Consider the following 25,680-nt stretch of genomic DNA (forward strand, 5'->3'; position numbering starts at 1 on the left):
TCTTCCTCAGCTATCCAAAGAGAGAGCCATGTCCGCTCCGAAGACCCTTTATGACAAGATCTGGGATGCCCATGTCGTCAGCGAAGACGCCGATGGCACCTGCCTGCTCTATATCGACCGCCATCTGGTCCATGAAGTGACCAGCCCCCAGGCCTTCGAAGGCCTGCGCCTGGCCGGTCGCAAGGTCCGCTGCCCGGAAAAGACCATCGCCGTGCCGGATCACAACGTCCCCACCACCGAGGGCCGTGAAAAACACATCGAAAACGAGGAAAGCCGGATCCAGGTCGAGGCGCTGGACCGGAACGCCAAGGATTTCGGCATCCATTATTATCCGGTGACCGACATCCGTCAGGGCATCGTGCATATCGTCGGCCCGGAACAGGGCTGGACGCTGCCGGGCATGACGGTGGTGTGCGGTGACAGCCACACCGCCACCCATGGCGCCTTTGGCGCGCTGGCGCATGGCATCGGCACCTCGGAAGTCGAGCATGTTCTGGCGACGCAGACGCTGATCCAGAAGAAATCGAAGAACATGAAGGTGGAAATCACCGGCCAGCTGCGTCCGGGCGTCACCGCCAAGGACATCACGCTGGCCGTGATCGGCCTCACCGGCACCGCGGGCGGCACCGGCCATGTGATCGAATATTGCGGCGAGGCGATCCGGTCGCTCTCGATGGAAGGCCGGATGACGGTCTGCAACATGGCGATCGAGGGCGGTGCCCGCGCCGGTCTGATCGCCCCCGATGAAACCACCTTCAACTATGTCCGCGGTCGCGCCCATGCACCGAAAGGCGCGCAGTTCGAAGCCGCGCTGGCCTGGTGGAAGACGCTTTTCACCGATGAAGGCGCGCATTTCGACAAGGTCGTGACCATCCGCGGCGAGGATATCGAGCCCGTCGTCACCTGGGGCACCAGCCCCGAGGACGTGCTGCCGATCTCGGCCGTCGTTCCCGCGCCCGAGGATTTCACCGGCGGCAAGGTCGAGGCCGTGAAGCGCTCGCTCGACTACATGGGCCTGACCCCGGGTCAGAAACTGACCGATATCGCCATCGACACGGTCTTCATCGGGTCGTGCACCAACGGCCGCATCGAAGACCTGCGCGCCGCGGCGAAGATCGTCGAAGGCAAGAAGATCAAGCCCGGCATGCGAGCGATGGTGGTTCCGGGCTCGGGTCTGGTCCGTCATCAGGCCGAGGAAGAGGGCATCGCCCAGATCTTCATCGACGCGGGCTTTGAATGGCGTCTGGCCGGGTGTTCCATGTGCCTTGCGATGAACCCCGACCAGCTGGGCGAATACGAGCGCTGCGCCTCGACTTCGAACCGCAATTTCGAGGGCCGTCAGGGCTACAAGGGCCGCACCCATCTGGTCAGCCCGGAAATGGCCGCAGCCGCCGCGCTGACCGGCCACCTGACCGATGTCCGTGACTTGATCTGAAGGGGCAAAGCCATGAAAAAGTTCGAAAAGTTCACCGGCATCGCCGCCCCCATGCCGCTTGTCAACATCGACACCGACATGATCATCCCGAAGGGGTTCCTGAAAACGATCAAGCGCACCGGCCTGGGCGTGCATGCCTTCGACGAGATGCGCTATGACCGCGCGGGCAACGAGATCCCCGATTTCGTGCTCAACAAGCCGCAATACCGCAAGACGGAAATCCTGATCGCGGGCGACAATTTCGGCTGCGGCTCCTCGCGCGAACATGCGCCCTGGGCCTTGGCCGATTTCGGCATCAAGGTGATCGTCTCGACCTCGTTTGCGGATATCTTCTTCAACAACGCGTTCAAGAACGGGATGCTGCCGATCGTGCTGCCCGCCGAACAGGTCGAGGTGCTGATGAAGGATGCCGACCGCGGCGAAAACGCCCGGATGACGGTGGATCTGGAAGCGCAGGAAATCACCACCTCGGACGGTCAGGTGATCAAATTCGAGGTCGATGCCTTCAAGAAGCACTGCCTGCTGAACGGGCTCGATGACATCGGGCTGACGCTGGAAAAGGCCGCCGCCATCGACAGTTTCGAGTCGCAATCGGCGCAGGCCCGCCCCTGGGTCTGAGCCCGTTAGTGGCGCCAACCCCTTGAAGCACAAGATGAAGGGCCGCCCACTGGGCGGCCTTATTTTTGCACCAAAATTGATGCATTCGCGCACTAGTTCTTCCCAGAAAACGTCCGATTATGGACCGAGACGTTAAGCATCCGTTGCCACCCCCGACGAAACAGGGCAATTTCATGGCAAGAATGAGGCAGTTCGCCACAATCGGCGGCAACGACTGGCACGGCTCCGGCAAAGCATCGGAGCTGGCAAGGGCAAAGGGCAGAATCGTGGTGGCACGTTATCTGGGCGCATTGGTGCGGGCAATTCTGGTCCTTGCGGTCATTGCCATGCCGTCGCTGCTGCTTCCCACCGTCAGCGACGACACCGGCCAGATCGTGGCGCTGGTCGGGCTTTTTGCCGCCGCGCTGACCTTTTTCGAATATGCCTCGGTCTATCCCGGGCTGATCGAGTTTCGCGATGCGCCGCCCTTCAACCGCATCCGCTACGCCTCGCTTGTGGCGACGGTGGGGATGCTGTCGATGGTGGTTCTGGCCCGGACCGAACCTTCGACGCTGACGCTCTTCGTCGATGTGCTGGGCTCGGCGATGGCACGCGCGATCGACCTGCCCTATTCCCCGGTGCGGCTTCTGGTGCTGATGCTGCCCGCCGACGCCTCGGCCGGGCAGATCGGGATCGTCCGCACCGCAGGCGGCATCGCCTACATGACCTCGCTGCTCACGCTGGGGTATTTCTGGGTGATGATCCGGGCGACGGGCTGGCCGACCTCGGGGCAGGGGTTCAACGTATGGGTCAACCTGCCGACCTTCGACCCCACGGCGGGTGGCGACGTGGTCGAACGGCTGCGCCGCGACGCCTGGTTCAACATTGCGCTGGGCTTCCTTTTGCCCTTCCTGATTCCGGCGGTGATCAAGGCGCTTTCGGCGGGCTTTTCCCCGGTGACGCTTGAATCGCCGCATACGATGATCTGGACGGTGACGGCATGGGCCTTCCTTCCCGCCAGCCTGTTCATGCGCGGCATCGCGATGGGCCGGGTGGCCAGCATGATCGAGGAAAAACGCCGCGTCTCGGGCTTGGCGGAGTTGCATCCGGCCTGATCGCGGTTTTCCTCGGCCTTCCCGCCGCGGCCGAGACGCTGCGGCTGGCGACCTTTTCCCCCGGCCTGTCGCGCCCCGGTCCCGGGCTGGTGCTGGCGGCGCTGCAAAAGGGGAATGATCCGCAGATCACGGCTGCCATCGCGCTGATCGCCGAAGCGAAAGCGGATGTTCTGCTGCTGACCGATCTCGACTGGGACTATCGCGCCGAGGCGCTGGGCGCCTTGCAAAGGCGGCTGGCGGGGCAGGGGCTTGACTACCCCTTTGCCCATGCGCCGCAGCCCAACACCGGGAACGACACCGGTTTCGACATCGACGGCAACGGCAGGTTCTCCGAGCCCCGCGACGCGCAGGGCTACGGGCAGTTCACCGGCCAGCATGGCCTGGCGCTGCTCTCGAAACGGCCGATCCTGACGGATCAGGCGCGGGATTTCTCGGCCTTCCTGTGGGCGGATCTGCCCGGATCGCAGCTGCCGCAGGCGGACCTGCCAGAGGGTGCCGGGGCGGTGCAGCGGCTTGCCTCGACCGCGTTCTGGGACGTGCCGGTGCAGACCGGGGCAGGGGCCTTGCACATCTGGGCCTATGCCGCCACGACGCCGGTTTTCGACGGTCCCGAGGATCGCAACGGCCGTCGTAATGCCGATGAAACCGCGTTCTGGCGGCACTATCTTGCCCGGGCGGGGTCGTCTGCGCCTTTCGTGCTCATGGGGCTGGCAAATCTTGACCCCGACCGCGGCGAAGGACAACGCGCAGCGATGCGCAAGCTGCTGGCCGATCCGCGGCTGCAGGACCCGCGCCCGACCGCCACCGACGCGCCCGCGGGCCATCCGCTGGCCACCGCCGATTTCGGCGGCACGGTCGGGCCGCTGCGGGTGGATTACATCCTGCCAGCCGCCGGGCTGAAGGTGCAGGCGGCGGGCACGCTGGGCGATCCGCGGGCCAGCAAACACCGTCTTGTGTGGGTCGATCTGGCGCTGCCGTAAGACCCGCGCTTGACCCCGCCCCGGCCCTCGGCTAGGCCGCTTGAAACCCTTGTTCCATTGGAGAAAACGATGGCCAACCCTTCCCTTCTCATCCTTGCCGGTGACGGCATCGGCCCCGAAGTCATGGCCGAAGTGAAGAAGATCATTTCCTGGTATGGGGACAAGCGCGGGCTTGCCTTCGACGTCAGCGAGGATCTGGTCGGCGGGGCCGCCTATGATGTCCACGGCGTGCCGCTGGCCGATGCGACGATGGCGAAAGCGCAGGAAGTCGATGCCGTGCTGCTGGGCGCTGTCGGCGGGCCGAAATATGACGTGCTCGATTTCTCGGTGAAGCCGGAACGCGGCCTGCTGCGTCTGCGCAAGGAGATGGACCTTTACGCGAACCTGCGCCCGGCGCAGTGCTTTGACGCGCTGGCCGATTTTTCCTCGCTGAAAAAGGATGTCGTCGCCGGTCTGGATATCATGATCGTGCGCGAACTGACCTCGGGCGTCTATTTCGGCACGCCGCGCGGCATCACCACCCAGCCCGACGGCTCGCGCGTGGGCATCAACACCCAAGTCTACACCACCGAGGAAATCCGCCGCGTGGCGCGATCGGCCTTTGAGCTGGCGCGCCGTCGGAACAACAAGGTCTGCTCGATGGAGAAGGCCAACGTCATGGAATCGGGCATCCTGTGGCGCGAGGAAGTGCAATGGGTGCATGACAACGAATACCCGGACGTGGAACTCAGCCACATGTATGCCGACAACGGCGCGATGCAGCTGGTCCGGCGGCCGAAGCAGTTCGACGTGATCGTGACCGACAACCTCTTTGGCGACGTGCTCTCCGACTGCGCCGCGATGCTGACCGGCTCGCTCGGCATGCTGCCCTCGGCCAGCCTTGGCGCGCCGATGGCGAATGGCCGTCCGAAGGCGATGTATGAGCCCGTGCACGGCTCGGCGCCCGATATCGCGGGGCAGGGCAAGGCGAACCCGATCGCCTGCATCCTCTCCTTCGCGATGGCGCTGCGCTACAGCTTCGATCAGGGCGACGAGGCCACCCGGCTGGAAAAGGCGATCGAGACAGTCCTGGCCGATGGCGTCCGCACCGCCGATCTGATGGGCCCCGAGGGTGGCCAGCCGGTGTCGACCACCGAAATGGGCGACAAGATTCTTGCGGCGCTGAACGCCAGCCTCTGATCTTCCGACCAGACGACAGGACGGCGCGGGGGTAACCACCCCGCGCCGTTTTCATTGCCACCGCTTGCATCCGGGGCGCTTCGGCGCGATTGTCAGCGGTAACGGAGGACATCCATGCATTCGGGAAAGCAGAACGCGAAAGGGGCCGGTCTGGGGCTTCTGTCGATGGCGATCTATGCCACGCATGACGCGGTGGTGAAGCAGCTGGGCTACAGCTATTCCGCGGTGCAGATCATCTTCTTTGCCGCGCTGCTGTCCTTTCCCTTGCTGACGGTGATCCTGCTGCGTGATCCCCGCGCGGGCAGCCTGCGCCCGGTGCGGCCGTTCTGGGTGATCCTGCGCGCGGTCGCCACGGTCGCCACCTCGGTCAGCGCCTTTTATGCCTTTGCGCATCTGCCGCTGGCGCAGGTCTATCCGCTTTTGTTCGCCATGCCGCTTTTGCTGACGATCATGGCGATTCCGATCCTGGGCGAGCGTGTCGGCTGGCACCGCTGGGCCGCGGTCGTCGTCGGGCTGATCGGGGTGATCATCGTCGTCCGCCCCGGCCAGGCCGAACTGGGCCTCGGGCATTTGGCCGCAGTCTTCGCCGCCTTCTGCGGGGCGCTTGCCTCGGTGATCGTGCGCAAGATCGGCCACGAGGAACGCTCGGTCGTGCTGCTTCTGTCGCCGCTTCTGGGCAACTTCCTGGCGATGGGGGCGGCGCTGCCCTTCGTCTGGGTGCCGTTGCAGCTGCCCGACCTTGGGCTGATGGCGGTCGTCGCGCTCTTCGGTCTTGTCGCGGCCTTTCTCTCGATCCTGGCCTATCGGCTGGGCGAGGCGGTGATCGTTGCGCCGATGCAATATTCGCAGATCCTCTGGGCGGTCTTCTTCGGCTGGGTGCTGTTCCGCGAGCCGGTCGACACCCAGACGGTGGTCGGCGCGGGGGTGGTGATTCTGTCCGGGCTTTACATCGTCTGGCGCGAAAGCACCGCCGACGTGTCACAAAACACCCCGGTGCTGCGGACCCGCGGCCGCACCGAAACCGTCACCACGCCGCGGCCCTCGATCCTGCAACGGGCGCTGAATGCGGGAACGCGCAGATAGCCGCACGAATCCCCCTTGCAAATACCTTCGGGGTTCGGTAACTCCCGCCCCACACGGTCGGAGCGTAGCGCAGCCTGGTAGCGCACCTGCTTCGGGAGCAGGGGGTCGGAGGTTCGAATCCTCTCGCTCCGACCATGTAAATCCCCCTGAAAACGCTTTCGAATTGTCGCCCCCCGGGGCGATCAGGGCCGTGCAGCGGCCCGTGTCGGCAGCACCTGCGCCAGCCGCGTCGCCGCCTGCACAAGGCCGCTGATGTCATTCGCCTCGCACAAGAGGAAGGCTGCGCGTTCCGCCTTTTCGCTCTGCCGCTGCCACATCAGGGTAATGATCTGAAGGAAAAGCGATTCATGCGCCGTCATCACGGCGGCGCAGCCGCTGCAATCCGGGTTCGAGAACCGGAACATCGAGCGCCGCGACCGCCCCATCCGGTCCAGCATCCCGGCCAGCGCGGCAAAGACCTGCGGCCCCTCGATCTCTCCCCAGACCGACGAAGCCAGCGCCAGACCGCGCTGCCAGCTGTGCCGCTCGGGGGCGATCTGGCTTTGAATCTGCAGCCGCAGGATCTGCAGCAGCGCCCAGGGGTGTGATCCCGGCGCGGGCGCGGGGCCAAAGGCGTTGCGGGACGAACAACCGGGATGCGACATCGGCGAACCTTTCGAAAGGGAAGGGGAGAGCTGCCGTGCGCAAGGCTGGGTGGGAAATAGTTGACTTTTTTACTTGGTCACGTCAAGTCCGCGCCTTGCCGTGCCGCCCGCGATATGATACCCATACCCCTATAGCTATATCGAAAGCCAGCATGTCCCACCTGACCCATCCCGAAGACAAGTCCGCCCTTTTGTCGCGCATTCGTCGGCTCAAGGGCCAGATCGAGGCGATCGAACGCGCCGTCGAGGCCGATCGCGACTGCGGCGGCATCCTGCATCTGGTCGCCTCGGTGCGCGGCGCGGTCAGCGGCCTGACCGCGGAACTGATCGAATCGCATCTGGCCCATCACATCCGCGAGGTCGACGACCCCGAGGCCCGCCGACGCGGTGCAGAGGAATTGTCCAAGGCGCTGCGGATCTATCTGAAATAGAGGCTCCCATGCATGATCACGCCGACCATCCTGCCGCCAATCCCCGTCTTGCCGGGATGGCGGCGCCGCACGACCATGTCTTTCTGGGCGCGCATCATGATCGCAACGCCCGTCGCACCCGGCTGGTGATCGGCATCACCGCGGCGATGATGGGGACCGAGATCGTCGCGGGCACGGTGTTCGGCTCAATGGCGCTGCTGGCCGATGGCTGGCACATGGCGACCCATGCGGCGGCGCTGACGATCACCGCGGCCGCCTATGCCTATGCGCGCAGGCAAGCCCGCAACCCGGCCTTCAGCTTCGGCACCGGCAAGATCGGCGATCTGGCGGGCTTTGCCAGCGCGGTGGTGCTGGCCGTGGTTGCGGTGCTGATCGCCGCGGAAAGCCTGTGGCGGCTGGCCAATCCGGTCGGCATCGATTTCACCCAGGCGATCCTGGTCGCGGGGATCGGGCTTGTGGTCAATCTCGGCTCGGCGCTTTTGCTGCACGAGGATCATTCCCACCATCACGACCATCACGATCACCACGATCATCACCCCCACGGCCATGACAGCAACCTGCGCGCCGCCTATCTGCATGTGCTGGCCGATGCGCTGACTTCGGTTCTGGCGATCGTGGCGCTGATCGGCGGGCGGATCTGGGGCTGGGTCTGGCTGGATCCGGCCATCGGTCTGCTGGGCGCCGTGGTGATCGGGCGCTGGGCCTTCGGGCTGATGAAACAGACGGGCGGCGTGCTGGTCGATCACATCCCCGCAGAGGAAACCCTGCCCGCCGAGATCCAAGAGGCCCTTGCGCCCGTGGCCCGGATCACCGACCTGCATCTGTGGCAGCTCGGGCCGGGGCAGCACGGCGCCATCGTCGCGCTGACGGCCGACCCGCCGCAGCCCCCCGCCACCTATCGCGCAAGGCTCGCGCATCTGCACGAACTTGCCCATGTCACCATCGAAGTGAACCCGGCGCGCTGACCGGCGCCCCGCCGCTTGGCACGCTTCTCGCAGCCCCCCGGCAGGGGGGCTTTGACGGCTGCGCGCTTTTGACCCATACTATTTCAGTCAGGAATGACGCAGTTCTTGACTTATCCAGTCAGATTACGCGAGGCAGTCGGATGACCATGGCTTTTCACCCCGATCTGAAGGCTTTGCCTTTGGCGATGGCGCCCCTTGGGGTGGCGCTGACCGTGCAGAGCCTGTCCGGCTGCGCCGATTTTTCGGCGCGGATGCTGGCGATGGGCATCGGCCCGGGCCGGGTGATCCGGCTGGTCCAGCGCGAGGGCAGCCATGTGGTGCTGGCCGTCGGCGACAGCCGCTTCGGCATCGGCCGCGGCGTGGCGCAAAAGATCCTGGTCACCGAGACCCGCACGGGGGATCTGGAATGACCATTCAGCTCAAGGACATGAAGATCGGCGCCCGGGGCCGGGTGGTGCGTCTGGCCGGTGGTGCGGGCGGCTATCGGGCGAAACTTCTGTCGATGGGGCTGACGCCCGGGGCCGAATTCACCGTGCAGCGGGTGGCGCCGATGGGCGATCCCGTGGAAATCGCGCTCCGCGGCTTCCGTCTGACCCTGCGCAAGGCCGAGGCCGATGCCCTGCAGGTTGAAATGCTGTCGGAGAACGCACAATGAAGAAACTGATCGTCGGCACCGTCGGCAACCCGAACTGCGGCAAGACCACCCTGTTCAACGCGCTGACCGGCGCCCGGCAACAGGTCGGCAACTGGCCCGGCGTCACCGTGGAACGCAAGTCGGGCAAGTTCCGCGACGGCACGACCGAGGTCGAGCTGATCGACCTTCCGGGCACCTATTCGCTGGATGCCTCCGAGGGGGATCTGTCGCTGGACGAACAGATCGCCCGCGATTTCGTCGCCGCGCGGGAAGCCGATGTGGTGCTGAACATCGTCGATGCCTCGAACCTGGAACGCAACCTCTATCTGACCGCGCAGCTGCTGGAGATGAAGGTTCCGGTGGTGCTGGCGGTGAACATGATCGACATCGCCGAGGCCCGCGGCCTGAAACTGGATCTGGCGGCGCTTTCTGCAAGCCTTGGCTGCCCGGTTTACGGCGTCGTCGCGGCCGAGGGCCGGGGCGTCGCCGCGCTCAAGGCCGGTCTCGCCGCGCTGGGCCACGAGATCGTTCAGCCGCACCGGGCCAGCTTTCACGCCGCGCCGGTGCAGGCCGCCGTCGCCGCCCTGCGCCCGCAGATCGAGCCGCTGGCCACCGCGCGCGGATTGGAGGCCGACTGGGCCGCGCTCTCGCTTCTGGAAAGCGACAGCCTTCTGGGCGACACGCCCGATCCGGCGCTGGTCGCCGCGCTGACGAAAGCCCGCAAGGATCTGACCGAAAAACTGGGCGAGGATATCGACATCGTCCTTGCCGATGCCCGTTACGGCTTCATCGGGCAGGTGATGGCGGCCACGATCCGCGACCAGCGCCGGGTGTCGGAAACCACCTCGGACCGGATCGACCGGGTGGTGCTGAACCGCATCTTCGGCGTGCCGATCTTCCTTGCGCTGATGTATCTGATGTTCCTGTTCACCATCGATATCGGCGGCGCCTTCATCGACTTTTTCGACATCGCCGCGGGGGCGATCTTTGTCGACTGGCTGGGCAATGCGCTTTCCGCCATCGGCACCCCCGACTGGCTGCGCGAGATCCTCGCCACCGGCCTTGGCGGCGGCGTGCAGACGGTGGCGACCTTCATTCCGGTCGTCGTCTTCCTGTTCCTCTTCCTCTCGGCGCTGGAGGATTCCGGCTACATGGCCCGGGCGGCCTTTGTGATGGACCGCGCGATGCGGGCGATCGGCCTGCCCGGCAAGGCCTTCGTGCCGCTCATTGTCGGCTTTGGCTGCAACGTGCCCGCAGTCATGGCCACCCGCACCATCGAGCGGCACCGCGACCGGCTGATGACGATCCTGATGGCGCCCTTCATGTCCTGCGGCGCGCGGCTGCCGGTTTACGCGCTGTTTGCCGCCGTGTTCTTCCCCGGTCATGGCGGGCTGATCGTGTTCAGCCTTTACATGGCGGGGATCGGGGTGGCGATCCTCTCGGGCCTCGTGATGAAATCGACGCTGCTCTCGGGCCCGGTCACGCCTTTCGTGATGGAACTGCCGCCCTATCACGTGCCGACGCTGAAGGGCGTCGTGATCCGCACCTGGGAAAAGACCCGCAATTTCGTCACCCAGGCGACGAAAATCATCGTGCCGATGGTGATGGTGCTGAACGTGCTGAACTCGATGGGCACGGATGGCAGCTTCGGCAATGCCGACAGCCGCAATTCGGTGCTCAGCGAAATCGGCCGCTCGATCACCCCGATCTTCGCCCCGATGGGCATGACCGAGGAAAACTGGCCCGCCGCCGTCGGTGTTTTCACCGGCATTCTGGCGAAAGAGGCCGTCGTCGGCACGCTGGATGCGCTTTATGCCGAGGCGGGCAAGGCCGATGCCGCCGCCGCGTCCGCGTCCGGGGCCGCGGAAGAAACCCCGGCCGAGGAAGAGGCGCCCTTCAGCCTTCCCGCCGCGCTGGGCGAAGCCGTGGCCACCGTGCCTGCGAACCTCGGCGATGCGCTGGCGAACTGGACCGACCCGCTCGGCCTGGGCGAGATCGAGGCGCAGGCGGGCGCCAATGCCACCCCCACCGGCCAGGCGATGCTGACCCGTTTCGACGGCGCCGCCGGGGCCTATGCCTACCTGCTGTTCATACTGCTTTACTTCCCCTGCACCGCGGCCCTTGCGGCGATGGTGCGGGAAGCCGGCATGGGCTGGACCGTCTTCGTGGCGGGCTGGGCGACGGCGGTGGGCTGGATCCTTGGCACCGGCGTCTATCAGGCGGCGCGGTTCAGCCTGCATCCCGGGGCCTCGGCAAGCTGGCTGATCGGTCTGGCGCTGGTCTCGGCGGCGATGTTCGGCGGGCTGCGGCTCTGGGCGAACCGGGCCGAGCGCGCCCGCACGGTGGCGGCGCAATAGGAGGCGGCGATGGCCCTGCAAGACATTCAAGACTACGTCGCCCGGGTCGGCCGGGCGAGCCTGCGCGATCTGAGCCTGCATTTCGGCTCCTCTCCCGAGGCGATGCGGGACATGGCCGGGCGGCTCGTCCGCAAGGGACGGCTTGTCCTTGCGGTCGAGGAGGCCGCCTGCTGCGGCTGCAAGTCGAAGGAGGGCTGCGCCTCGGCGGAATATTACTGCCTGCCTCAGCCCAGCGACGCGGCCTGAGGCAGAAGCCACACCCCCTTGCGCGGCGCGGTGTTGAGACAGAGCTGACAGCGATAGGCCCGTGACAGAAGCGGCGCCGTCATCACCCGCTCGGGCGGGCCGGAGGCTGCAATCCGGCCCGCTTCCATCAGGATCATCGCATCGGCATGCATCGCGGTCAGGTTCAGATCGTGCATCACCGCGACCACGCCGCCGCCCGCATCGGCAAAGCGGCGCAGCACCGCCATCACCTGCAGCTGATGCCCGATGTCCAAGGCCGCCACCGGCTCATCGACGAAAAGCCAGGCCGGGCGGCCCTCTGCGACCGGCTCCCAGACCTGCGCGCGCACCCGCGCCAGATGGCCCCGCGCCTGCTCGCCCCCCGACATGTCCTGAAAGAAGCCGTCGATCTTCGCCGCCAGACCGACCTCGGCCAGCGCGGCCTCGACCACGCCCGGCCGGGCGGCACTGGCCCCGGCCTGATGGCCCATCGCCACCACCTCGCGCAGGGTGAAGGGAAAACCAAGCGTCGCCGCCTGCGGCAGCACCCCCCGGCGCAGGGCCAGAGCGCGGGGCGAGAGTTTCGCCACCGGCTCGCCCTCCAGCAGAACCACGCCGCCGCCCGGCAGATCCCCGGTCAGGCGGCGCAGAAGCGTCGTCTTGCCCGATCCGTTCGGTCCGACGATGGCGGTGATCTGTCCCGGCCGGGCCTCGACATCGAGCCGGTGCAGCACCTCGCGCCCGCCCAGTTTCGCGGTGATCTCTGTGGCAATCAGCATCGGTCAAATCTCCACGACGGCACGGCGGGCCAGGAGGATCCACAGGAACACCGGGGCGCCGATCAGCGCCATGATGATGCCGATGGGCAATTCGGAAGGGGCCACGACCAGCCGCGCGACGGTATCGGCGGCAACCAGCAGCGCCGCGCCAAAGAGCGCCGAAAGCGGCAACAGCAGCCGGTGCGAGGGCCCGATGGCAAGGCGCAGGATATGCGGCACGACGATGCCCAGAAAGCCGATGCCGCCCGAAACCGCCACCGCCGCGCCGGTCATCGCCGCCACCGACAGGATCGCGCCGCGTTTCACCCGCTCGACCGGCACGCCCATGTGATGCGCCACCGCCTCGCCCAAAGCCATCGCATCCAGACCGCGCGCCAGAAACGGCGCAGCCGCAAGCCCCGCCAGCAGGATCGGCGCGGCGGCGCTCAGTTTCAGCCAGTTCGCCCCGGCCAATGATCCAAGCCCCCAGAAGGTCAGGTCGCGCAGCTGGTTGTCATCGGCGAGATAGATCAGGATCCCGGTCACCGCGCCCGCAAGCGCACCGAGCACGATCCCCGCCAGAAGCAGCGTCGCGATCGAGGTTTGCCCGCGCAGGCTGGCGATCCGCGCAAGGATCAGCACCGCCGCCCAGCCGCCCGCAAAGGCCGCCAGCGGCACGACATAGGGCCCGGTTGCGGCCCGGAACGCCGCGGGCAGCAGGCCGCCCAGAACGATCGCGGCCACAGCGCCCAGCCCCGCCCCGGCGCCAACGCCCACCAGCCCCGGATCGGCCAGGGGATTGCGGAAAAGCCCCTGCATCAGCGCCCCCGATACAGCCAGGGCCGCGCCGACCAGCGCCCCCATGAACAACCGCGGCAGACGGATATCGAGCAAGATCGCCGTCTCGACCGGCGACAGATCGCGGATCAGCGGCTCCCAGGGCAGAAGCCCCGAGGCGCCAAGGCTCAGGCTTGCCGCCGCCGCCAGCACAAGCGCAGAAAGCAGCGCCGCCGTCACCAAGGGCACCGGCAGCCGTTGCGGCAGCCCCACCTGGCGCGGTCGCGGCGCGGCAAGCGTCGTTTCGGCCATCTTACGGCGCCTTCGGATGAAGCGCGGCATGCAGCGCGGTGATCGCCTCGGGCGTGCGGGGACCAAAGCCCAGAAGCAGCATCCCGTCCATCCGCACGACGCGGCCCGCCTGTCCGGCGGGCGTCGCGGCCAGCGCCGGATGGCTGGCCAGATCGGCTGCACCATGATCGCCCGCGTCCTCGCCCGTGCGCGCCATCATCAGGATCACCTCGGGCGCCGCAGCTGCAATCGCCTCGTCGCCCAGCGCCTTGTAGCCCGCAAAGCCGGTCAGCGCATTCTGCCCGCCCGCGAGCGCGATCATCGCCGCGGCCGAGGTGCCCGTGCCCGCCCCGGTCAGCCGCCCGCCGGAATTCGACAGGACAAACAGCACCCGCGGCTTCGGCCGGCTGTCCTGCGCGACCTGCGCCAGAGCCGCCGTCATCTCGGCGTCCAGCCGGTCGGCCAGCGCTGCGCCCTTGTCCGCCACGCCCAAAGCCGCGGCCACGGTGCGGATCTTGTCCAGAACCGCTTCGGGGCTGTGCCCCTCGGGCACGGGGACAAGCGTCACCCCGGTTTCGCGCAGGGTTTCCAGCGTTTCCGGCGGGCCTGCGCCCTCGGTCAAAAGGATCAGGTCGGGCGCGACCGACAGCACGCCTTCGGGCGAAAGCGCGCGCATGTAGCCCACGTCGGGCAGGGCGGTGATCGTCGCCGGATAGGTCGAGGTGGTGTCGCGCCCGACCAGGCGGCCCGCCTCGCCCAGAGCCGCGACCACCTCGGTCACGCCGCCGCCGATCGAGAGCACGCGGTCTTGCGCGGCAAGCCAGCCCGGCAGCAGCGCAAGCACCGTGGCACAGACAAGCGTCCTCATTCCGCCGCCTCCCGCAGCGGGGCATCGGGCAGTTCGGCCACCAGCGTGTTCCATTCGGCCACTGCCTGCGCCCCCGCCCGCAGCACCCCGAAGATCTGCGCGATCAGCAGGCCGCGCGCATCGAAGAACTCTACCGAATGGGCGGGGCCGCGGGCGGTGTTCTTCACCACGGCATAGATTTCCGCGATCTCGTCCATGCGCAGATGCAGATCAAACCCGTGATCAAAAAGCGTGATCCAGGGCCCGGCATCGCCCACCCGGCCGACCGGGCCGGTGTGGATCTCGATGCAGCCGCGGTTGCCGACGAAGATCATGATCGGCACCTCGATTTCGGCGGCACGATACAGCAGCCGCTCGACCGAGCCCGGGGCCAGCCGCCGCACGAAAGGCGCCCCGGCCAGCCGATAGGCGCCCAGCCGGTTCATCTTCAGCTTCGCGCACAGGCGCAGGAATTGATGCGTGTCTTCCAGCGCCGCCCAGCCCGCGCGCAGATCCTCCAGCCGGGCCGGGTTCGTCTTGGCGACCTCGGGCGGCTGCCGCGGCGCCAGCGCCAGCGCCGAGGCCTGATCGGCAAGCCGCAGATCGTCCAGCAGCGGCTGCCACTGCCCGACATCGCTGCCCGGGCGCAGATGCACCTTGTGCACCGCATCCCCCGCCGCATCAAAGATCTGCAACGAGCGTTTCAGCCCCTTCTCCGTCTCCTCCTCCAGCGCGAAGGCATGCACCCACTGCGCCGGAAAGATCCGCAGGTCGATTTCCTCGTTCACCACCAGCGCCGCATGGGGCCCCGGCCGGTAATCGTCATAGACGCCGACCTTTTCGATCACGCAGGCATCGTTGCGGGTCAGCGCCATCAGCGGCCCGAAGGCGGTCAGCCGCGGCATCAGCAGATCGGGGCTGGCGGCGATCCTCGTGGCGCCAAAGCCCACCAGAGCGGCGCAGATCTCGGCTTCTGCCAGACCCAGCTGGCTGGCCAGATCGCGGGCATGCAGGCGGCGGTCCAGCGCACGGACCTTGCGGATGTCTTCGGGGCTGAGCGGCGTCATCGGCTCTCCTTTCATGGGGCGGAAGGGATCTCGGAAACGGATCTCAGAAACGGATCGAGGTGCCGACATGCAGGGTGCGGCCCTGCCCGTTTTCAGAGGCATTGGCCGACAGCCAGGGCGCATAGACCTCGTCGAAGACATTCGTGACCTTGGCATAGATCACCGCGTCGTCGGTCACGTCATAGCTGGCGAACAGATCGACCAGCTCGTAGCTGTCGTCCTTCTGATAGGGCGTCGAGGTGTAGGCGTCGGTGAAAAGCCCGCCCGAGACATGGGTATATTGCGCCCCGACCGTCAGCCGATCCGCCATGAAATCGCGCGAAAGCCGGACGGAAACGGTGTCATCGGGCAGATATTGCCCGGCGCCAAGGCCCGGGGTCTGGCTGGGCAGATGGCTGGAATTGTGGGTATAGCTCAGGCCCAGATCGAAGGCGCGGTGGGCATAGTCCAGCTCGATCTCCACCCCCTCGGTTTCCGTCCTGCCGGGCACGTTGACAAAGGCCGCGCCGGTCTGGCCGAAGGCATTGGTGAAGGCCATCGAGCTGACGATGTAATTCTCCACCTCCATGTTGTAGTAATTCACCCGCCCGGTCAGCCGGTCGCCCTCGGCGAAAAGCCCTGCACGATCCAGGGTGAAGCCCAGTTCGACCCCCTCTTCCGTCTCGGCCTCCAGCCGCGGGTTGGCGATCATGCCGATGCCGCCGCCCGGATGGCTGCCACCCAGCATGGTTTCCTGCAGCGTCGGCGAGCGCATCGCCCGCGACAGCGTCACATAGGGCTGGACCCAGTCGGTCGCCTGATACGCCAGCGTCAGCTTCGGATCGAGCGAGGTATTCTTGATGTCGATCGTGCCCTGCGAGGCCTCTCCGTCCAGCCGATAGGAATTCGCCCGCAGCCCCGCGGTGATTTCCCATTTGCCCTGAACGAAGACGTTTTCCGAAAAGGCCGAGAGCCTGCGCGCCTTGCCCGTGGTCGGGTTCACCCCGCCCTTGGTTCCGCCCAGACTGTCCTGCGACGCCTCGATGCCGTTCACGCTGGTCAGCTGCCAGCCGCCAAAGCGCAGCTCTGACGTGTTCGTCACGTCCAGCCCGCCCGTCTCGGTCGACATGTTGCGCCCGACCGCCGAAGCAAAGGGAGAGCTGCCGCGCAGCCAGTCGGTCTCGGTCCTGGCGAGATAGGCATTCACCCGCAGGTCGATCAGCTTCGAGCCGGGGTCGTAGTGATAGCCGATCTTCGCCACATCATTCGTCAGATGCTGGAAATAGCTCGTGGCGAAAAAGTCGGTCTCGTAGCGCATCAGCGAAAAGGTCAGCCGCTGGCTCTCGGTCAGGTCATAGCCCAGCTTCAGCAGCGCCGAGGAAATGTCGGTGCCGGTATTGGCGACCTCGATGCCGTCGCCGTCCTCGTAGCTGTCGCCGCTGTGGCGGCTGATCGCGGCCAGCGCGTCGAACCGCCCCGCCTTCACCGCCGCCGCCGCCATCCCCGAGGTGGTGTCGCCGTTCGAGGCATGGTCCAGCCGCACCAGCCCGCCCCGGCTCTGCCCCTCCTTCAGCACGTCGCCCACATCAAGCGTGCGGAAATTCGCCGAACCGGCGATGCCCGACCCGCCCAGCCCGGTCACCGGACCGCGCGTGATGTCGATCCCCGAAAGCAGGTTTTCATCCACGAAAACATAGCCCTGCGCCGCATGGCCGGTCAGGCGGAAGCTTTGCGGCACGCCATCCACCGACATCGCCACCCGGCCCGAGCCCTCGAAGCCGCGGATATTCACCGAAACGCCCGGATTGCCCGGATCCTTTTGCGTGAAGACCGAGGTCTGCACCCGCAACAGCCCGTCGACATCGGTGGTGCTGGTGGCGCCGCGCAGGTCGTCGCCGGTCAGATGGGTGGCGTTTTCCCCCGCAAGGATCGGCGTGCCGTCCTCGGCGTAACCGATCACGATCTGACCAAGCCAGGTCGTGTCGTCAGCCTGTTCGGGCGCAAGCGGCAGCGACAGCGCGGTCGAGCAAAGCAGAAAGGCGGCAAAGTGCCGGGAAAGGCGGCGCATGGGTGTCTCCAGTCAAAAGCGGCTCTGGGCTTTGCTGGCAATGCGCTGGCAGTCCTTCATCTGCCGGGATCATCATTATCCTAGTCATTTTGTCAAGAAATGGTTTTTGCCGCGCCGAAGTCAGGTTGGGGGCGTTCAGACCGTTGTGGGCAGAGCTTCGAGGGAGATCTGCCGGGAACACAGCGCCCGGCGCAGCGCGGCATCGTGGCTGATCACGAGCAGCGCCATGCCGCGGGACCGTGCCAACGGCACAAGCCCCCGCCACAGCGCCTGCGCCGAAAGCGCATCGAGCTGCGCGGTGATCTCGTCGCAGATCAGCACCCGCGTCTGCGGCAGGAAGAACCGCGCCAGCGACACCCGGGCCAGCTCGCCGCCCGACAGCTCGGCCGGGTGGCGGTCGGCCCAGCCGGGACGGATCGCCAGCGCGGCCAGAACCTCGGGGTCGGGCGGCGCGGCATTGGCCAGGATGCGCCCGACATTCCAGCGCGGATCGACGGCCAGTTCCGGCGCCTGCGGCACATGCTGCACCGGGCCGGGCTGACGCCGGGGCAGGGCGGCGCCCTGCCACAGCACCCGTCCGGCATCCGGGGTCAGCGCCCCCGACAGCACCCGCGCCAACGTCGATTTCCCCGCGCCCGAGGGGCCGCAAAGCCCCAGAACCTCGCCCGGCGCCAGGGTGAGGGAGAGATCCTGCAGCACCGGACGGCCGCCGAAGGCCAGCGAGATCGCCTCGGCCCTCAGCATGGCAGATCCGCCCCGGTCCAGGTCTGCGCCGACCAGAGCGCGCGGGAAAACGGATGCCGCAGCTGCCCGCCGGTGAATTCCTGCGCCTGCGCGGTTTCGACCATCCGGCCCTCCTGCAAGATCGTGACCCGCCCGGCGATGGCGATCAGCCGCGGCAGATCATGGCTGATCACGCAGACCCCGTGCCCCTCGGCGGCCAGCCCGGCCAAAAGCGCCAGGATCCGGTCCGCGGTCTCCGGGTCAAGGCCCAGCGTCGGCTCGTCGGCGATCAGAAAACCGGCGCCGGTGGCCAGCGCAGTGGCGATCAGCGCCCGTTTCGCCATGCCCCCCGACAGCTGATGCGGAAAGGCCCGGGCGGCGGGCGCGGGCAGGCCAAGCCGGGCCAGACAGGCGGTCACATCGGGCGGCGGCTGCCCCGCCAGCCGGGCAAAGCGGCGGATCTGATCGCCCAGCCGGGTCAGCGGATCAAGCGCGTCGATCCCCTGCGGCGCCAGCGCCAGCTGCCCCCGCGCCAGCGGTTGCCCGGCCAGCGTGATCTGCCCCGAAACCTCGGCATTGCGGGGCAACAGGCCCATCAGCGCCTCGGCCACCAGGCTTTTGCCCGCGCCGGAGCCGCCCACCAGCCCCACCACCTCGCCGCGGGCCAGGGTCAGGTCCAGACCGGAAAGCGGTTGGCTGTGACCGCCGTCATGGCGGCGAAACCGCACCGAGAGCGCCGTGACCCGCAGCATCACGCCACCCCCTCGCGCGGGTCGGCGGCGCGGCGCAGGGTCTCGCCGAAAAGCTCGAAGCTGAGCGCGACGATCATCAGCCCCAGCCCCGGAAACAGCGCCACCCACCAATGCCCGGCCAGAATCCCGCGCAGGCTTTCCGACAGGATCACCCCGATCGAGGGCAGATGCGGCGGAATGCCAAGGCCGATGAAGGAGAGCCCCGCCTCGTGCAGGATCGCATGCGGAAAGATCAAGACGAAGCCCGCCACCACCTGCGGCAGCAGATGCGGCGCCAGATGATGCCGCGCGATCCAGAGCGGCGACCGCCCCAGCGCGCGCGAGACGGTCACGAAATCGGCCACCGCGACGGTCTGCGCCTCGTGCCGCAGCACGCGGGCCAGCCGCGGCCAATGCGTCAGCCCGACGCCGAAAACGACCCCCCAGATCCCGCCGCCCGCCGCATAGGCGACCAGCATGATCAGCACGAAATGCGGCAGGCCCAGCGCCATCTCGGTCAGCACGCCGACGATCCGGTCCAGGCGACGGTCCAGCGCCGCGGCAAGGCCAAGCCCCACCGCCAGCGCCGTCGACAGGATCGCGGCGAAAAGCCCGACCTTCACCGAAACGGCGAGCGCGGCAAAGCTGCGCGCCGCCATGTCGCGGCCCAGCGCATCGGTGCCGAACGGATGCGCCACCGAGGGCGGCAGGTTCCGGGTCAGCGCATTCACCGCCGGGCCGGTCTCGGGCAGGGCCAGCGCGATCAGGATCGGCGCCGCGAAGACCGCCGTCACCAGCCCGCCGCGCCAGAGCAGCGCCCGGCGCAGGGGCGATCGCAGCGCCATCGGGCGCAGGCTCAGGCTGGCATCGGTCATCGCATCTCCTTCAGCCGCGGATCGGCCAGCCGCGCGGCGATATCGGCCAGAAGGTTGCCGCAAAAGACGAACACCAGCGTCGCCAGCGCGATGCCCAGCAGCAGCGGCGCATCGGCCCCGGTGGCGGCGCGCACGGTGGCCTGCCCCAGCCCGGGCCAGGCAAAGATCGTCTCGGCCAGAACCGAGCCGCCGACCAGCTCGCCCGCCCCCGCCAGATGCACCGTCAGCGCCGGGCCGATCGCATGCCGGGCGCCATAGCGAAAGGCCAGCCGCAGCGGCGAGGCCCCATGCGCCGCCAGATGCCGCGCCGCCGGGCTTTCCAGAAACGCCGTGGCCCGGGCGCGGGTATGCAGGATCAGCGCCGAAATGCCGACGACCGAAACCGTCGCGGCAGGCAGGATCAGATGGGTCAGCCGCGCGCCAAGGCTGGCTTCGGCGGCGGTCAGGCCGGGCGGCGCGGCGCAGCAGGCGGGCAGCCAGCCCAGCCCCACGGCAAACACCGAGATCAGCAGGATCGCGATCCAGAACCCCGGGCTGGCGGAAAGCATCACCGCAAGACCCCGGATCAGCCGGTCCGGCCAGCGCCCCCGCATCGCCGCCGCCAGCAGGCCCAGGGTGAAGCCCAGCGCCAGCGCCAGACAGAAGCCCGTTCCGATCAGCGCCAGCGAGGCCCCGGCGCGCTGGGCGATCAGATCCAGCACCGGGGCGTTGTAGCTGATCGAAGTGCCGAAATCGCCCGTGGCGAGATGCGACAGCCAGAGCCAGAACCGCTCCGGCGCGGGGGCATTCAGCCCCCAGGCCTCGGCGATGGCGGCGCGTTGCTCGGGGCCGACCTGCGCCACCCGCGCGCCGACATAGGCCTGCACCGGATCGACCGGGGCCAGCGAGACCAGCGTGAAGAGCCCCGCCATCGCCAGCGGCAGCAGCCAGATCAGCCGGATCAGCCGGTCCAGAAGCAGCCGCGCCAGCCAGCTGCGGGCCATCACTTGCAGGTCCATGTCCAGCCTTGCAGCCCCTGCGTGATCGGATAGCCATGGCCATGCGGCTCGATCTGCAGCGGACCAAGGTCAAGGCAATCGCTGACCCAGTAATTGTGATCGATGTTCACCAGCCAGGCCCAGGCGGCATCGCCGCGCGCGCCAAAGCCGGTGCTGCCATCCCATTGCGCCGCCTGCCAGTCCGGCAGCGAGGCGGCGAAATCCGGGGCGGCCTGCGCGGCATCCAGATGCGCATCGACGGCCGGGTTCCGGTAATAGCCGGCGTTGTAGTAATCGACCCCCGCGAAATCGCCGTGATAAAGCGCATGAATCTCAGAGGGATCATGCGCCCCCCAGCCGAACAGCACCGCATCTTGATGCATTACGTTCTCGATGTCGTCCCAGCTTTTCCCCGAGGGTTCGATGGCGATCCCCACCGATTTCGCCTGTTCGGCAACGCCCAGCGCCAGCGCCTGGCGCAGCGAATCCGAGGCCGGATAGACAAGGGTGAACCGCGCCTCCTGCCCGTTCTTTTCGCGCAGACCGTCGCCGTTGCCATCGACCCAGCCCGCGGCCTCCAGCGTGACGGCGGCGGCGATCGGATCGGCATCGGGCAGGGCGCTTGCGGGCTGGTCCCAGGGCAGGCCATCGGCCGGACCATGCGCCGGGCGGCCATGGCCCTCCAGCGCCAGATCGACCAGCGCCTTGCGGTCAAGAAGCTGGTTGAGCGCGCGGCGGATCGCGGGATCGGCGGTCACGTCATTGCCGATGGGCTTGCCCTCCGCGGTCTTGCCCCCGGCGGGCACCATCGGGAACATCACGCCGCGGTTGTCGACCGTCTTCACATGCAGCGCCCGCATGCCCGCAGGCGGCGCGTCAGAGCCTGCCGGGGGCACGGCCGCCACCTGCACCGCCCCGGTCTGCGCCAGCGCGATCGCCGCCGCTTCTTCGCCGAAGATGAAACTGACCCGCGGAAAGGCTATGGCGCCGCCGTGCCAATAGGGGTTCCGCTCGACCACCAGCTGCTCGCCCGGGCGCCATTCGACCATCCGGAACGGCCCGGCGCCAATAGGATGGCGGGCGTAATCCGCGCCATAGCCCGCCTTCGGCACGATGCCGAGCCCGACCAGATGGCTGGTGAAGGTGATCTGCGGCCGCGTCAGCTCCAGCGCCACCGTGTCGGGGGCGATGGCGCGGGCTTCGCGCAGGATCTTCATGTCGACGAGCCCGCCCGCATCGCGCGCGGTGTTGAAGGTGAAGGCCACATCCTCGGCCGTCAGCGCCGTCCCATCCGAGAATTTCGCATCCTGCCGCAGTTTGATCGTCCAGGTCAGCCGGTCGTCCGACAGGCTCCAGCTGGTCGCCAGATCGCCGACCATCGTCAGATCGGCGTCGAAGCGCAGCAGCGTTGCCTGAAACAGCGGGTTGCCGTAGCGGCCCCAGCCCATCACCGGATCGAAGCCGCCCTCGGGCTCGCCCCCCACCGCCAGAACCAGCGGCGGCACCGGACCGGCCTGCAGCGGGGGTGCCAAAGCCAGACCCAGCAGCGCGGCAGGCACAAGCCCTTTAAAGGTTTTCAGCGACATCTTGCCCCCAAGTATGATTTCGTCGAAACTAAATCATACGATCCGGGCCTCTGTCCACAGCCAATGCGGGGGGCGGGGGGTCAGGCGGTGGGACGGCTGAAGACATAGCCGACGCCGGTGACCATCAGCGCGGCCACGCCGGCGGTCTGCCAGGCGGCGGGATGGCGCAGCAGGATGAACAGCGCCAGACCCAGCGCCGAGCCGCACAGCGCCATCACCTTGCCGCGCCGCGGGATCGCACCGCGTTCGCGCCAGTCGCGCAGCATCGGGCCGAAAGCGGGATGGGTCAGCAGCCAGTCCTCCAGCCGTTCGGAGGAGCGGGCAAAGAAAGCCGCGGCAAGGATCAGGAACGGCACCGTCGGCAGCACCGGCAGAAAGATGCCGACAAAGGCGACGGCGGTGAAGATCAGGCCGATGGTCAGATAGACCGCCCGCACAAGACGTTCTCCGGGCGTGTGCTGGGTCATCTTTCGCCTCCCTCTCGTGGCCGGACGACCGCGCCGGACCGGGCGGCGTCGCGTGAAACCGAATCACCCCCCGAACCGCCGAACCCCGGACATGATGTCGCGGTCCTCTGGCGTGAAGCAGGCCACAGCCGGGACAAGGACGCAACGGAAATTGCCGTTCTGCCGAGGTCCGGGGCAAGTGCGGGGTCGGATTCGTCAAAGCTGACAAAAACAATCTGCCATGTCAACGCCGCCGGGCGGGCCGGGGATCAGGCAGGCGCCAGATGATGCAGCACCAGCGGGCGGCCGCCCTGCGTGATCACCGCGATCTCGGTGTCGTAAAGCGCGGAAAGGCGCGGCCCGGTCAGCACCGCCTCGGGCGTGCCGGTGGCCACCACCGCGCCCGCCTTCATCGCCACGACATGATCGGCCCAGGCGGCGGCGAAATTCAGATCGTGCAGCACGATCAGCACCGAGCCGCCCGCATCGCGCAGCCGCGCCAGATGCGCCATCAGCGCCCGTGCATGCGCCAGATCGAGGTTGTTCAGCGGCTCGTCGAGGATCAGCCAGGGCGTTTCCTGCGCCGCCGCCATTGCCAGATGCGCCCGCTGCGCCTGCCCGCCCGAAAGCGTGTCAAGGAAGCGATGCGCCAGCGGCTCCAGTTCGAAATCCCGCAGCGCCCGGTCGATCGCGGCGTGATCGGCGGGCCCCGGACGGCCATGGCAATGCGGCCAGCGCCCGAAGGCCACCAGCTCCCGCACCCGCAGCCGCGAGGCGAGCCCGGTGTGCTGCCCCAGAAAGGCGAGGTCCCGTGCCAGCACTCCGCCCGGGGTCGTCGCCACATCGCGCCCGTTCACCCGCACCCGGCCCGGCGGCGGCGTCTCGATCCGCGCGATCAGCCGTGACAGCGTCGATTTCCCCGCCCCGTTCGGCCCGATCAGCGCGGTGATCTGGCCCGCGGGCAGGGTCAGCGTCGTCGGCGCCAGAATCTGCACCCCGCCCACCGTGAAAGACAGCTCCGTCACCTCGATCATCGGATCTTCCCCCGCATCAGCAGCACCAGGAACAAAAGCCCGCCGCCGCAGTCCAGCACGACGCTGAGCGTCGCTTTCAGGCCCAGCACCCGTTCGAAGGCCCATTGCCCGCCGATCAGCCCGATCAGCGCCAGCCCCACCGACAGGGCCAGCAGCTGCCGATGCGGCGCCCCGGGCGCGAGGCTTTGCGCCAGCCCTGTCACGATCAGCCCGAAAAACGCGATCGGCCCCACCAGTGCCGTCGCCGTCGCGGTCAGCACGGCAACCAGCGCCAGTGTCGCCCTCACCATCGCCCGATGCGGCAGACCAAGCGAGAGCGCCCGGTCGCGGCCCAGGGCCAGCACGTCAAGCCGCGGCCCCAGCCAAAGCGCCAGCGCCATCGCGGGCAGGGCAAGGGTGGCGGCGCAAAGCAGCGTCTCGACCGAGGGGCGGGAGAAATTGGCGAAACTCACCGATTGCACGACGGCATTGGCATTCGGGTCGAGCACCCGCATCACCAGCACCGACCCGGACCGGAACAGGATGCCGAGGATCACCCCGCTCAGGATCGTGCGACCGATGTCGGCGCCCCGCGCGCGGCCCAGAAGCGTGCCGAACAGCGCCGCGGCAAGGCCGGTCATCAGCGCGGTTTCCAGCAGGAATTTCGGCCCGGCAGGCAGGGCGGCAAAACCCGAGATGCCCAGCGTGGCCAGCGAAACGCTCTGCACCAGCAGATAAAGCGCATCGAACCCCATGATCGAGGGCGTCAGGATCCGGTTCTGCGCCACGGTCTGAAACAGCACCGTCGCCATCGCCACCGAGGCCGCCACCAGCGCCAGCGCCGCCAGTTTCCCTGCCCGCAGCGACAGCACGAAACCGGCATTGCCGGAAAGGCCCTGAAACAGCCAAAGCCCGGTGACCAGCGCCACCCCCGCCGCCAGCGCGATCCAAAGCCTAGCGCCCATCGCGATCGCCCCGCCACAACAGCCACAGGAAGGCAAGCGCCCCGATCACGCCCAGAATCGTCCCGGCGGGGATCTCGTAGGGGTGGATGAGGATCCGCCCGAGCAGATCGCAGGCCAGCACCAGCGCCGCCCCCGCCAGCGCCACGACGGGCAGGGCGGCGCGCAGATTGTCGCCCATCACCCGCGTCACCAGATTGGGCACGATCAGCCCGACAAAGGGAAACATGCCCACCGTCACCACCACCATCGCGGTGACCAGCGCCACCACCGCAAGGCCAAGGCGCAGCACCGCCCGGGGGTTCAGACCCAGCGCGGTGGCGGCCTCGGGGCCAAGGCCGAGGATGGCGAAGCGGTCGGCGGCGGCCCAGGCCAGCGCCACCGCCACGCCCGCGACCCACAGGAGTTCATAGCGCCCGGCGATGACGCCGGAAAACTCGCCCGACATCAGCCAGACCGAAACATAGGGCAGCAGATCGGTTTCCCAGCCGACAAAGGTCACGCCCGCGCCCAGAACGCCCGACAGGATCAGCCCGGAAAGCGGCACCAGATAGATCTCGCGCGGGGGCAGGCGGCGGATCAGCGCGGCGAACAGAACGGCGCCGACAAGGGCCGAAAGGGCCGCCACGATCATCTTGGCCCAGATCGGCGCGGCGGGGGCGACAAGGGTGATCGCCAGAAGCCCGGCCGCCGCCGCCTCGGGCGTGCCCGCCGTGGCGGGCTCGACGAAGCGGTTGCGCACGATCTGCTGCATCACCACGCCCGCCACCGCCAGCGCCGCCCCGGTCAGGATCGCCGCCGCCGTCCGCGGCAGACGCGAGACCGAGAGCAAAAGCCCCGCCCGCCCGTCCAGACTGGCCGCGCCGATGCACAGGCTGGCAAGGGCCAGAAGCCCCAGCCCGCCAAGCGCAAGAAACAATGGGCGCGGCATCGGC

General features: G+C 67.8%; 27 protein-coding genes and 1 tRNA gene. 13 read left to right on the forward strand and 15 right to left on the reverse strand.

Annotated features, from left to right (window positions below; all coding sequences use genetic code 11):
• Window positions 1-28 precede the first annotated feature (28 nt).
• The 7 genes from leuC (at window position 29) to RCAP_RS00430 (ending at window position 6,524) form a co-directional block, all read left to right on the forward strand.
• A complete protein-coding gene (gene leuC, locus RCAP_RS00400) occupies window positions 29-1,435 on the forward strand; it encodes a 3-isopropylmalate dehydratase large subunit (RefSeq protein WP_013065828.1) in 1,407 nt (468 codons plus the stop codon).
• Between the two features lie 12 nt (window positions 1,436-1,447).
• The gene (leuD, locus tag RCAP_RS00405; RefSeq protein ID WP_013065829.1) at window positions 1,448-2,053 is read left to right on the forward strand and encodes a 3-isopropylmalate dehydratase small subunit; all 606 of its coding nucleotides are present in this window, start codon (window positions 1,448-1,450) and stop codon (window positions 2,051-2,053) included.
• Between the two features lie 266 nt (window positions 2,054-2,319).
• Window positions 2,320-3,147, forward strand: coding sequence for a hypothetical protein (locus RCAP_RS00410; protein ID WP_013065830.1), 828 nt, complete (start codon window positions 2,320-2,322; stop codon window positions 3,145-3,147).
• Window positions 3,033-4,127 carry an endonuclease/exonuclease/phosphatase family protein gene (locus RCAP_RS00415; RefSeq protein WP_023910783.1) on the forward strand — a complete coding sequence of 365 codons (1,095 nt, stop codon included), beginning with the start codon at window positions 3,033-3,035 and terminating at the stop codon, window positions 4,125-4,127. Before RCAP_RS00410 ends, RCAP_RS00415 begins: the two co-directional genes overlap by 115 nt.
• 69 nt (window positions 4,128-4,196) lie before the next feature.
• Complete coding sequence (gene leuB / locus RCAP_RS00420; protein WP_013065832.1) at window positions 4,197-5,306, forward strand: 3-isopropylmalate dehydrogenase; 1,110 nt, start codon at window positions 4,197-4,199, stop codon at window positions 5,304-5,306.
• Window positions 5,307-5,420: 114 nt separating this feature from the next.
• Window positions 5,421-6,389, forward strand: a complete 969-nt coding sequence (locus tag RCAP_RS00425; RefSeq protein WP_013065833.1) for a DMT family transporter — start codon at window positions 5,421-5,423, stop codon at window positions 6,387-6,389.
• Window positions 6,390-6,447: 58 nt separating this feature from the next.
• A tRNA-Pro gene (locus RCAP_RS00430) sits at window positions 6,448-6,524 on the forward strand.
• A gap of 47 nt (window positions 6,525-6,571) precedes the next feature.
• Here RCAP_RS00430 and RCAP_RS18225 read toward each other — a convergent pair.
• Complete coding sequence (locus RCAP_RS18225; RefSeq protein ID WP_013065834.1) at window positions 6,572-7,033, reverse strand: hypothetical protein; 462 nt, start codon at window positions 7,031-7,033, stop codon at window positions 6,572-6,574.
• Window positions 7,034-7,185: 152 nt separating this feature from the next.
• Between RCAP_RS18225 and RCAP_RS00440 the strand changes: the two genes are divergently transcribed.
• The 6 genes from RCAP_RS00440 (at window position 7,186) to RCAP_RS00465 (ending at window position 11,666) form a co-directional block, all read left to right on the forward strand.
• On the forward strand, window positions 7,186-7,464 hold the full coding sequence (locus RCAP_RS00440; protein ID WP_013065835.1) for a metal/formaldehyde-sensitive transcriptional repressor: 279 nt from the start codon (window positions 7,186-7,188) through the stop codon (window positions 7,462-7,464).
• An 8-nt stretch (window positions 7,465-7,472) separates the two neighbouring features.
• Window positions 7,473-8,429 (forward strand): CDF family Co(II)/Ni(II) efflux transporter DmeF, encoded by a 957-nt coding sequence (gene dmeF / locus RCAP_RS00445; protein ID WP_013065836.1) that lies wholly within the window; start codon window positions 7,473-7,475, stop codon window positions 8,427-8,429.
• A 140-nt stretch (window positions 8,430-8,569) separates the two neighbouring features.
• Window positions 8,570-8,839: a FeoA family protein gene (locus tag RCAP_RS00450; RefSeq protein ID WP_013065837.1), complete on the forward strand. Its 270-nt coding sequence runs from the start codon at window positions 8,570-8,572 to the stop codon at window positions 8,837-8,839.
• Complete coding sequence (locus RCAP_RS00455; RefSeq protein ID WP_013065838.1) at window positions 8,836-9,084, forward strand: FeoA family protein; 249 nt, start codon at window positions 8,836-8,838, stop codon at window positions 9,082-9,084. Before RCAP_RS00450 ends, RCAP_RS00455 begins: the two co-directional genes overlap by 4 nt.
• A complete protein-coding gene (gene feoB, locus RCAP_RS00460; protein WP_013065839.1) occupies window positions 9,081-11,420 on the forward strand; it encodes a Fe(2+) transporter permease subunit FeoB in 2,340 nt (779 codons plus the stop codon). The genes RCAP_RS00455 and feoB overlap by 4 nt, the downstream gene beginning before the upstream one ends.
• A gap of 9 nt (window positions 11,421-11,429) precedes the next feature.
• Window positions 11,430-11,666, forward strand: a complete 237-nt coding sequence (locus RCAP_RS00465) for a FeoC-like transcriptional regulator (RefSeq protein ID WP_013065840.1) — start codon at window positions 11,430-11,432, stop codon at window positions 11,664-11,666.
• Here RCAP_RS00465 and RCAP_RS00470 read toward each other — a convergent pair.
• From RCAP_RS00470 to RCAP_RS19110, 14 genes are all read right to left on the reverse strand, one after another.
• The gene (locus RCAP_RS00470) at window positions 11,645-12,424 is read right to left on the reverse strand and encodes a heme ABC transporter ATP-binding protein (protein ID WP_013065841.1); all 780 of its coding nucleotides are present in this window, start codon (window positions 12,422-12,424) and stop codon (window positions 11,645-11,647) included. The genes RCAP_RS00465 and RCAP_RS00470 overlap by 22 nt on opposite strands.
• Window positions 12,425-12,427: 3 nt before the next feature.
• A complete protein-coding gene (locus RCAP_RS00475; RefSeq protein WP_013065842.1) occupies window positions 12,428-13,492 on the reverse strand; it encodes a FecCD family ABC transporter permease in 1,065 nt (354 codons plus the stop codon).
• 1 nt (window position 13,493) lies between these two features.
• Window positions 13,494-14,339 (reverse strand): heme/hemin ABC transporter substrate-binding protein, encoded by an 846-nt coding sequence (locus RCAP_RS00480; protein ID WP_013065843.1) that lies wholly within the window; start codon window positions 14,337-14,339, stop codon window positions 13,494-13,496.
• The gene (locus RCAP_RS00485; protein WP_037090879.1) at window positions 14,336-15,385 is read right to left on the reverse strand and encodes a hemin-degrading factor; all 1,050 of its coding nucleotides are present in this window, start codon (window positions 15,383-15,385) and stop codon (window positions 14,336-14,338) included. Before RCAP_RS00485 ends, RCAP_RS00480 begins: the two co-directional genes overlap by 4 nt.
• A gap of 43 nt (window positions 15,386-15,428) precedes the next feature.
• Complete coding sequence (locus tag RCAP_RS00490) at window positions 15,429-17,432, reverse strand: TonB-dependent receptor domain-containing protein (RefSeq protein WP_013065845.1); 2,004 nt, start codon at window positions 17,430-17,432, stop codon at window positions 15,429-15,431.
• Window positions 17,433-17,567: 135 nt separating this feature from the next.
• Entirely contained in the window at window positions 17,568-18,176 is a 609-nt protein-coding gene (locus RCAP_RS00495; RefSeq protein WP_013065846.1) for an ATP-binding cassette domain-containing protein, read from the reverse strand.
• Window positions 18,170-18,907 (reverse strand): ATP-binding cassette domain-containing protein, encoded by a 738-nt coding sequence (locus tag RCAP_RS00500; RefSeq protein ID WP_013065847.1) that lies wholly within the window; start codon window positions 18,905-18,907, stop codon window positions 18,170-18,172. Before RCAP_RS00500 ends, RCAP_RS00495 begins: the two co-directional genes overlap by 7 nt.
• Window positions 18,907-19,761: an ABC transporter permease gene (locus tag RCAP_RS00505; RefSeq protein WP_013065848.1), complete on the reverse strand. Its 855-nt coding sequence runs from the start codon at window positions 19,759-19,761 to the stop codon at window positions 18,907-18,909. The genes RCAP_RS00500 and RCAP_RS00505 overlap by 1 nt, the downstream gene beginning before the upstream one ends.
• Window positions 19,758-20,759 (reverse strand): ABC transporter permease, encoded by a 1,002-nt coding sequence (locus tag RCAP_RS00510; RefSeq protein ID WP_013065849.1) that lies wholly within the window; start codon window positions 20,757-20,759, stop codon window positions 19,758-19,760. Before RCAP_RS00510 ends, RCAP_RS00505 begins: the two co-directional genes overlap by 4 nt.
• Entirely contained in the window at window positions 20,744-22,324 is a 1,581-nt protein-coding gene (locus RCAP_RS00515; protein ID WP_013065850.1) for an ABC transporter substrate-binding protein, read from the reverse strand. Before RCAP_RS00515 ends, RCAP_RS00510 begins: the two co-directional genes overlap by 16 nt.
• A gap of 80 nt (window positions 22,325-22,404) precedes the next feature.
• Window positions 22,405-22,791, reverse strand: coding sequence for a YbaN family protein (locus RCAP_RS00520; protein ID WP_013065851.1), 387 nt, complete (start codon window positions 22,789-22,791; stop codon window positions 22,405-22,407).
• A gap of 248 nt (window positions 22,792-23,039) precedes the next feature.
• Window positions 23,040-23,804, reverse strand: coding sequence for an iron ABC transporter ATP-binding protein (locus RCAP_RS00525; RefSeq protein ID WP_013065852.1), 765 nt, complete (start codon window positions 23,802-23,804; stop codon window positions 23,040-23,042).
• The gene (locus RCAP_RS00530; RefSeq protein WP_013065853.1) at window positions 23,801-24,748 is read right to left on the reverse strand and encodes an iron chelate uptake ABC transporter family permease subunit; all 948 of its coding nucleotides are present in this window, start codon (window positions 24,746-24,748) and stop codon (window positions 23,801-23,803) included. The genes RCAP_RS00525 and RCAP_RS00530 overlap by 4 nt, the downstream gene beginning before the upstream one ends.
• The gene (locus RCAP_RS19110; protein ID WP_013065854.1) at window positions 24,738-25,676 is read right to left on the reverse strand and encodes an ABC transporter permease; all 939 of its coding nucleotides are present in this window, start codon (window positions 25,674-25,676) and stop codon (window positions 24,738-24,740) included. Before RCAP_RS19110 ends, RCAP_RS00530 begins: the two co-directional genes overlap by 11 nt.
• Between the last annotated feature and the right edge of the window lie 4 nt (window positions 25,677-25,680).

Origin of the sequence: Rhodobacter capsulatus SB 1003, from assembly GCF_000021865.1 — a bacterium.
In the GTDB taxonomy this organism is placed as follows: Bacteria; Pseudomonadota; Alphaproteobacteria; order Rhodobacterales; family Rhodobacteraceae; genus Rhodobacter; species Rhodobacter capsulatus_B.

What these genes read in the sequence shown, in the direction of transcription:
- RCAP_RS00495 (WP_013065846.1), bottom strand. Translation starts at nt 18,176, where the DNA reads ATGCTGAGGGCCGAGGCGATCTCGCTGGCCTTCGGCGGCCGTCCGGTG.
- RCAP_RS00465 (WP_013065840.1), top strand. Translation starts at nt 11,430, where the DNA reads ATGGCCCTGCAAGACATTCAAGACTACGTCGCCCGGGTCGGCCGGGCG.
- feoB (WP_013065839.1), top strand. Translation starts at nt 9,081, where the DNA reads ATGAAGAAACTGATCGTCGGCACCGTCGGCAACCCGAACTGCGGCAAG.
- RCAP_RS00425 (WP_013065833.1), top strand. Translation starts at nt 5,421, where the DNA reads ATGCATTCGGGAAAGCAGAACGCGAAAGGGGCCGGTCTGGGGCTTCTG.
- RCAP_RS00515 (WP_013065850.1), bottom strand. Translation starts at nt 22,324, where the DNA reads ATGTCGCTGAAAACCTTTAAAGGGCTTGTGCCTGCCGCGCTGCTGGGT.
- RCAP_RS00440 (WP_013065835.1), top strand. Translation starts at nt 7,186, where the DNA reads ATGTCCCACCTGACCCATCCCGAAGACAAGTCCGCCCTTTTGTCGCGC.
- leuD (WP_013065829.1), top strand. Translation starts at nt 1,448, where the DNA reads ATGAAAAAGTTCGAAAAGTTCACCGGCATCGCCGCCCCCATGCCGCTT.
- RCAP_RS18225 (WP_013065834.1), bottom strand. Translation starts at nt 7,033, where the DNA reads ATGTCGCATCCCGGTTGTTCGTCCCGCAACGCCTTTGGCCCCGCGCCC.
- RCAP_RS00480 (WP_013065843.1), bottom strand. Translation starts at nt 14,339, where the DNA reads ATGAGGACGCTTGTCTGTGCCACGGTGCTTGCGCTGCTGCCGGGCTGG.
- RCAP_RS00450 (WP_013065837.1), top strand. Translation starts at nt 8,570, where the DNA reads ATGACCATGGCTTTTCACCCCGATCTGAAGGCTTTGCCTTTGGCGATG.
- RCAP_RS00475 (WP_013065842.1), bottom strand. Translation starts at nt 13,492, where the DNA reads ATGGCCGAAACGACGCTTGCCGCGCCGCGACCGCGCCAGGTGGGGCTG.
- leuB (WP_013065832.1), top strand. Translation starts at nt 4,197, where the DNA reads ATGGCCAACCCTTCCCTTCTCATCCTTGCCGGTGACGGCATCGGCCCC.
- RCAP_RS00455 (WP_013065838.1), top strand. Translation starts at nt 8,836, where the DNA reads ATGACCATTCAGCTCAAGGACATGAAGATCGGCGCCCGGGGCCGGGTG.
- RCAP_RS00470 (WP_013065841.1), bottom strand. Translation starts at nt 12,424, where the DNA reads ATGCTGATTGCCACAGAGATCACCGCGAAACTGGGCGGGCGCGAGGTG.
- RCAP_RS00490 (WP_013065845.1), bottom strand. Translation starts at nt 17,432, where the DNA reads ATGCGCCGCCTTTCCCGGCACTTTGCCGCCTTTCTGCTTTGCTCGACC.
- RCAP_RS00415 (WP_023910783.1), top strand. Translation starts at nt 3,033, where the DNA reads ATGGGCCTTCCTTCCCGCCAGCCTGTTCATGCGCGGCATCGCGATGGG.
- RCAP_RS00505 (WP_013065848.1), bottom strand. Translation starts at nt 19,761, where the DNA reads ATGACCGATGCCAGCCTGAGCCTGCGCCCGATGGCGCTGCGATCGCCC.
- RCAP_RS00485 (WP_037090879.1), bottom strand. Translation starts at nt 15,385, where the DNA reads ATGACGCCGCTCAGCCCCGAAGACATCCGCAAGGTCCGTGCGCTGGAC.
- RCAP_RS00500 (WP_013065847.1), bottom strand. Translation starts at nt 18,907, where the DNA reads ATGCTGCGGGTCACGGCGCTCTCGGTGCGGTTTCGCCGCCATGACGGC.
- RCAP_RS00510 (WP_013065849.1), bottom strand. Translation starts at nt 20,759, where the DNA reads ATGGACCTGCAAGTGATGGCCCGCAGCTGGCTGGCGCGGCTGCTTCTG.
- RCAP_RS19110 (WP_013065854.1), bottom strand. Translation starts at nt 25,676, where the DNA reads ATGCCGCGCCCATTGTTTCTTGCGCTTGGCGGGCTGGGGCTTCTGGCC.
- RCAP_RS00525 (WP_013065852.1), bottom strand. Translation starts at nt 23,804, where the DNA reads ATGATCGAGGTGACGGAGCTGTCTTTCACGGTGGGCGGGGTGCAGATT.
- leuC (WP_013065828.1), top strand. Translation starts at nt 29, where the DNA reads ATGTCCGCTCCGAAGACCCTTTATGACAAGATCTGGGATGCCCATGTC.
- RCAP_RS00520 (WP_013065851.1), bottom strand. Translation starts at nt 22,791, where the DNA reads ATGACCCAGCACACGCCCGGAGAACGTCTTGTGCGGGCGGTCTATCTG.
- RCAP_RS00530 (WP_013065853.1), bottom strand. Translation starts at nt 24,748, where the DNA reads ATGGGCGCTAGGCTTTGGATCGCGCTGGCGGCGGGGGTGGCGCTGGTC.
- dmeF (WP_013065836.1), top strand. Translation starts at nt 7,473, where the DNA reads ATGCATGATCACGCCGACCATCCTGCCGCCAATCCCCGTCTTGCCGGG.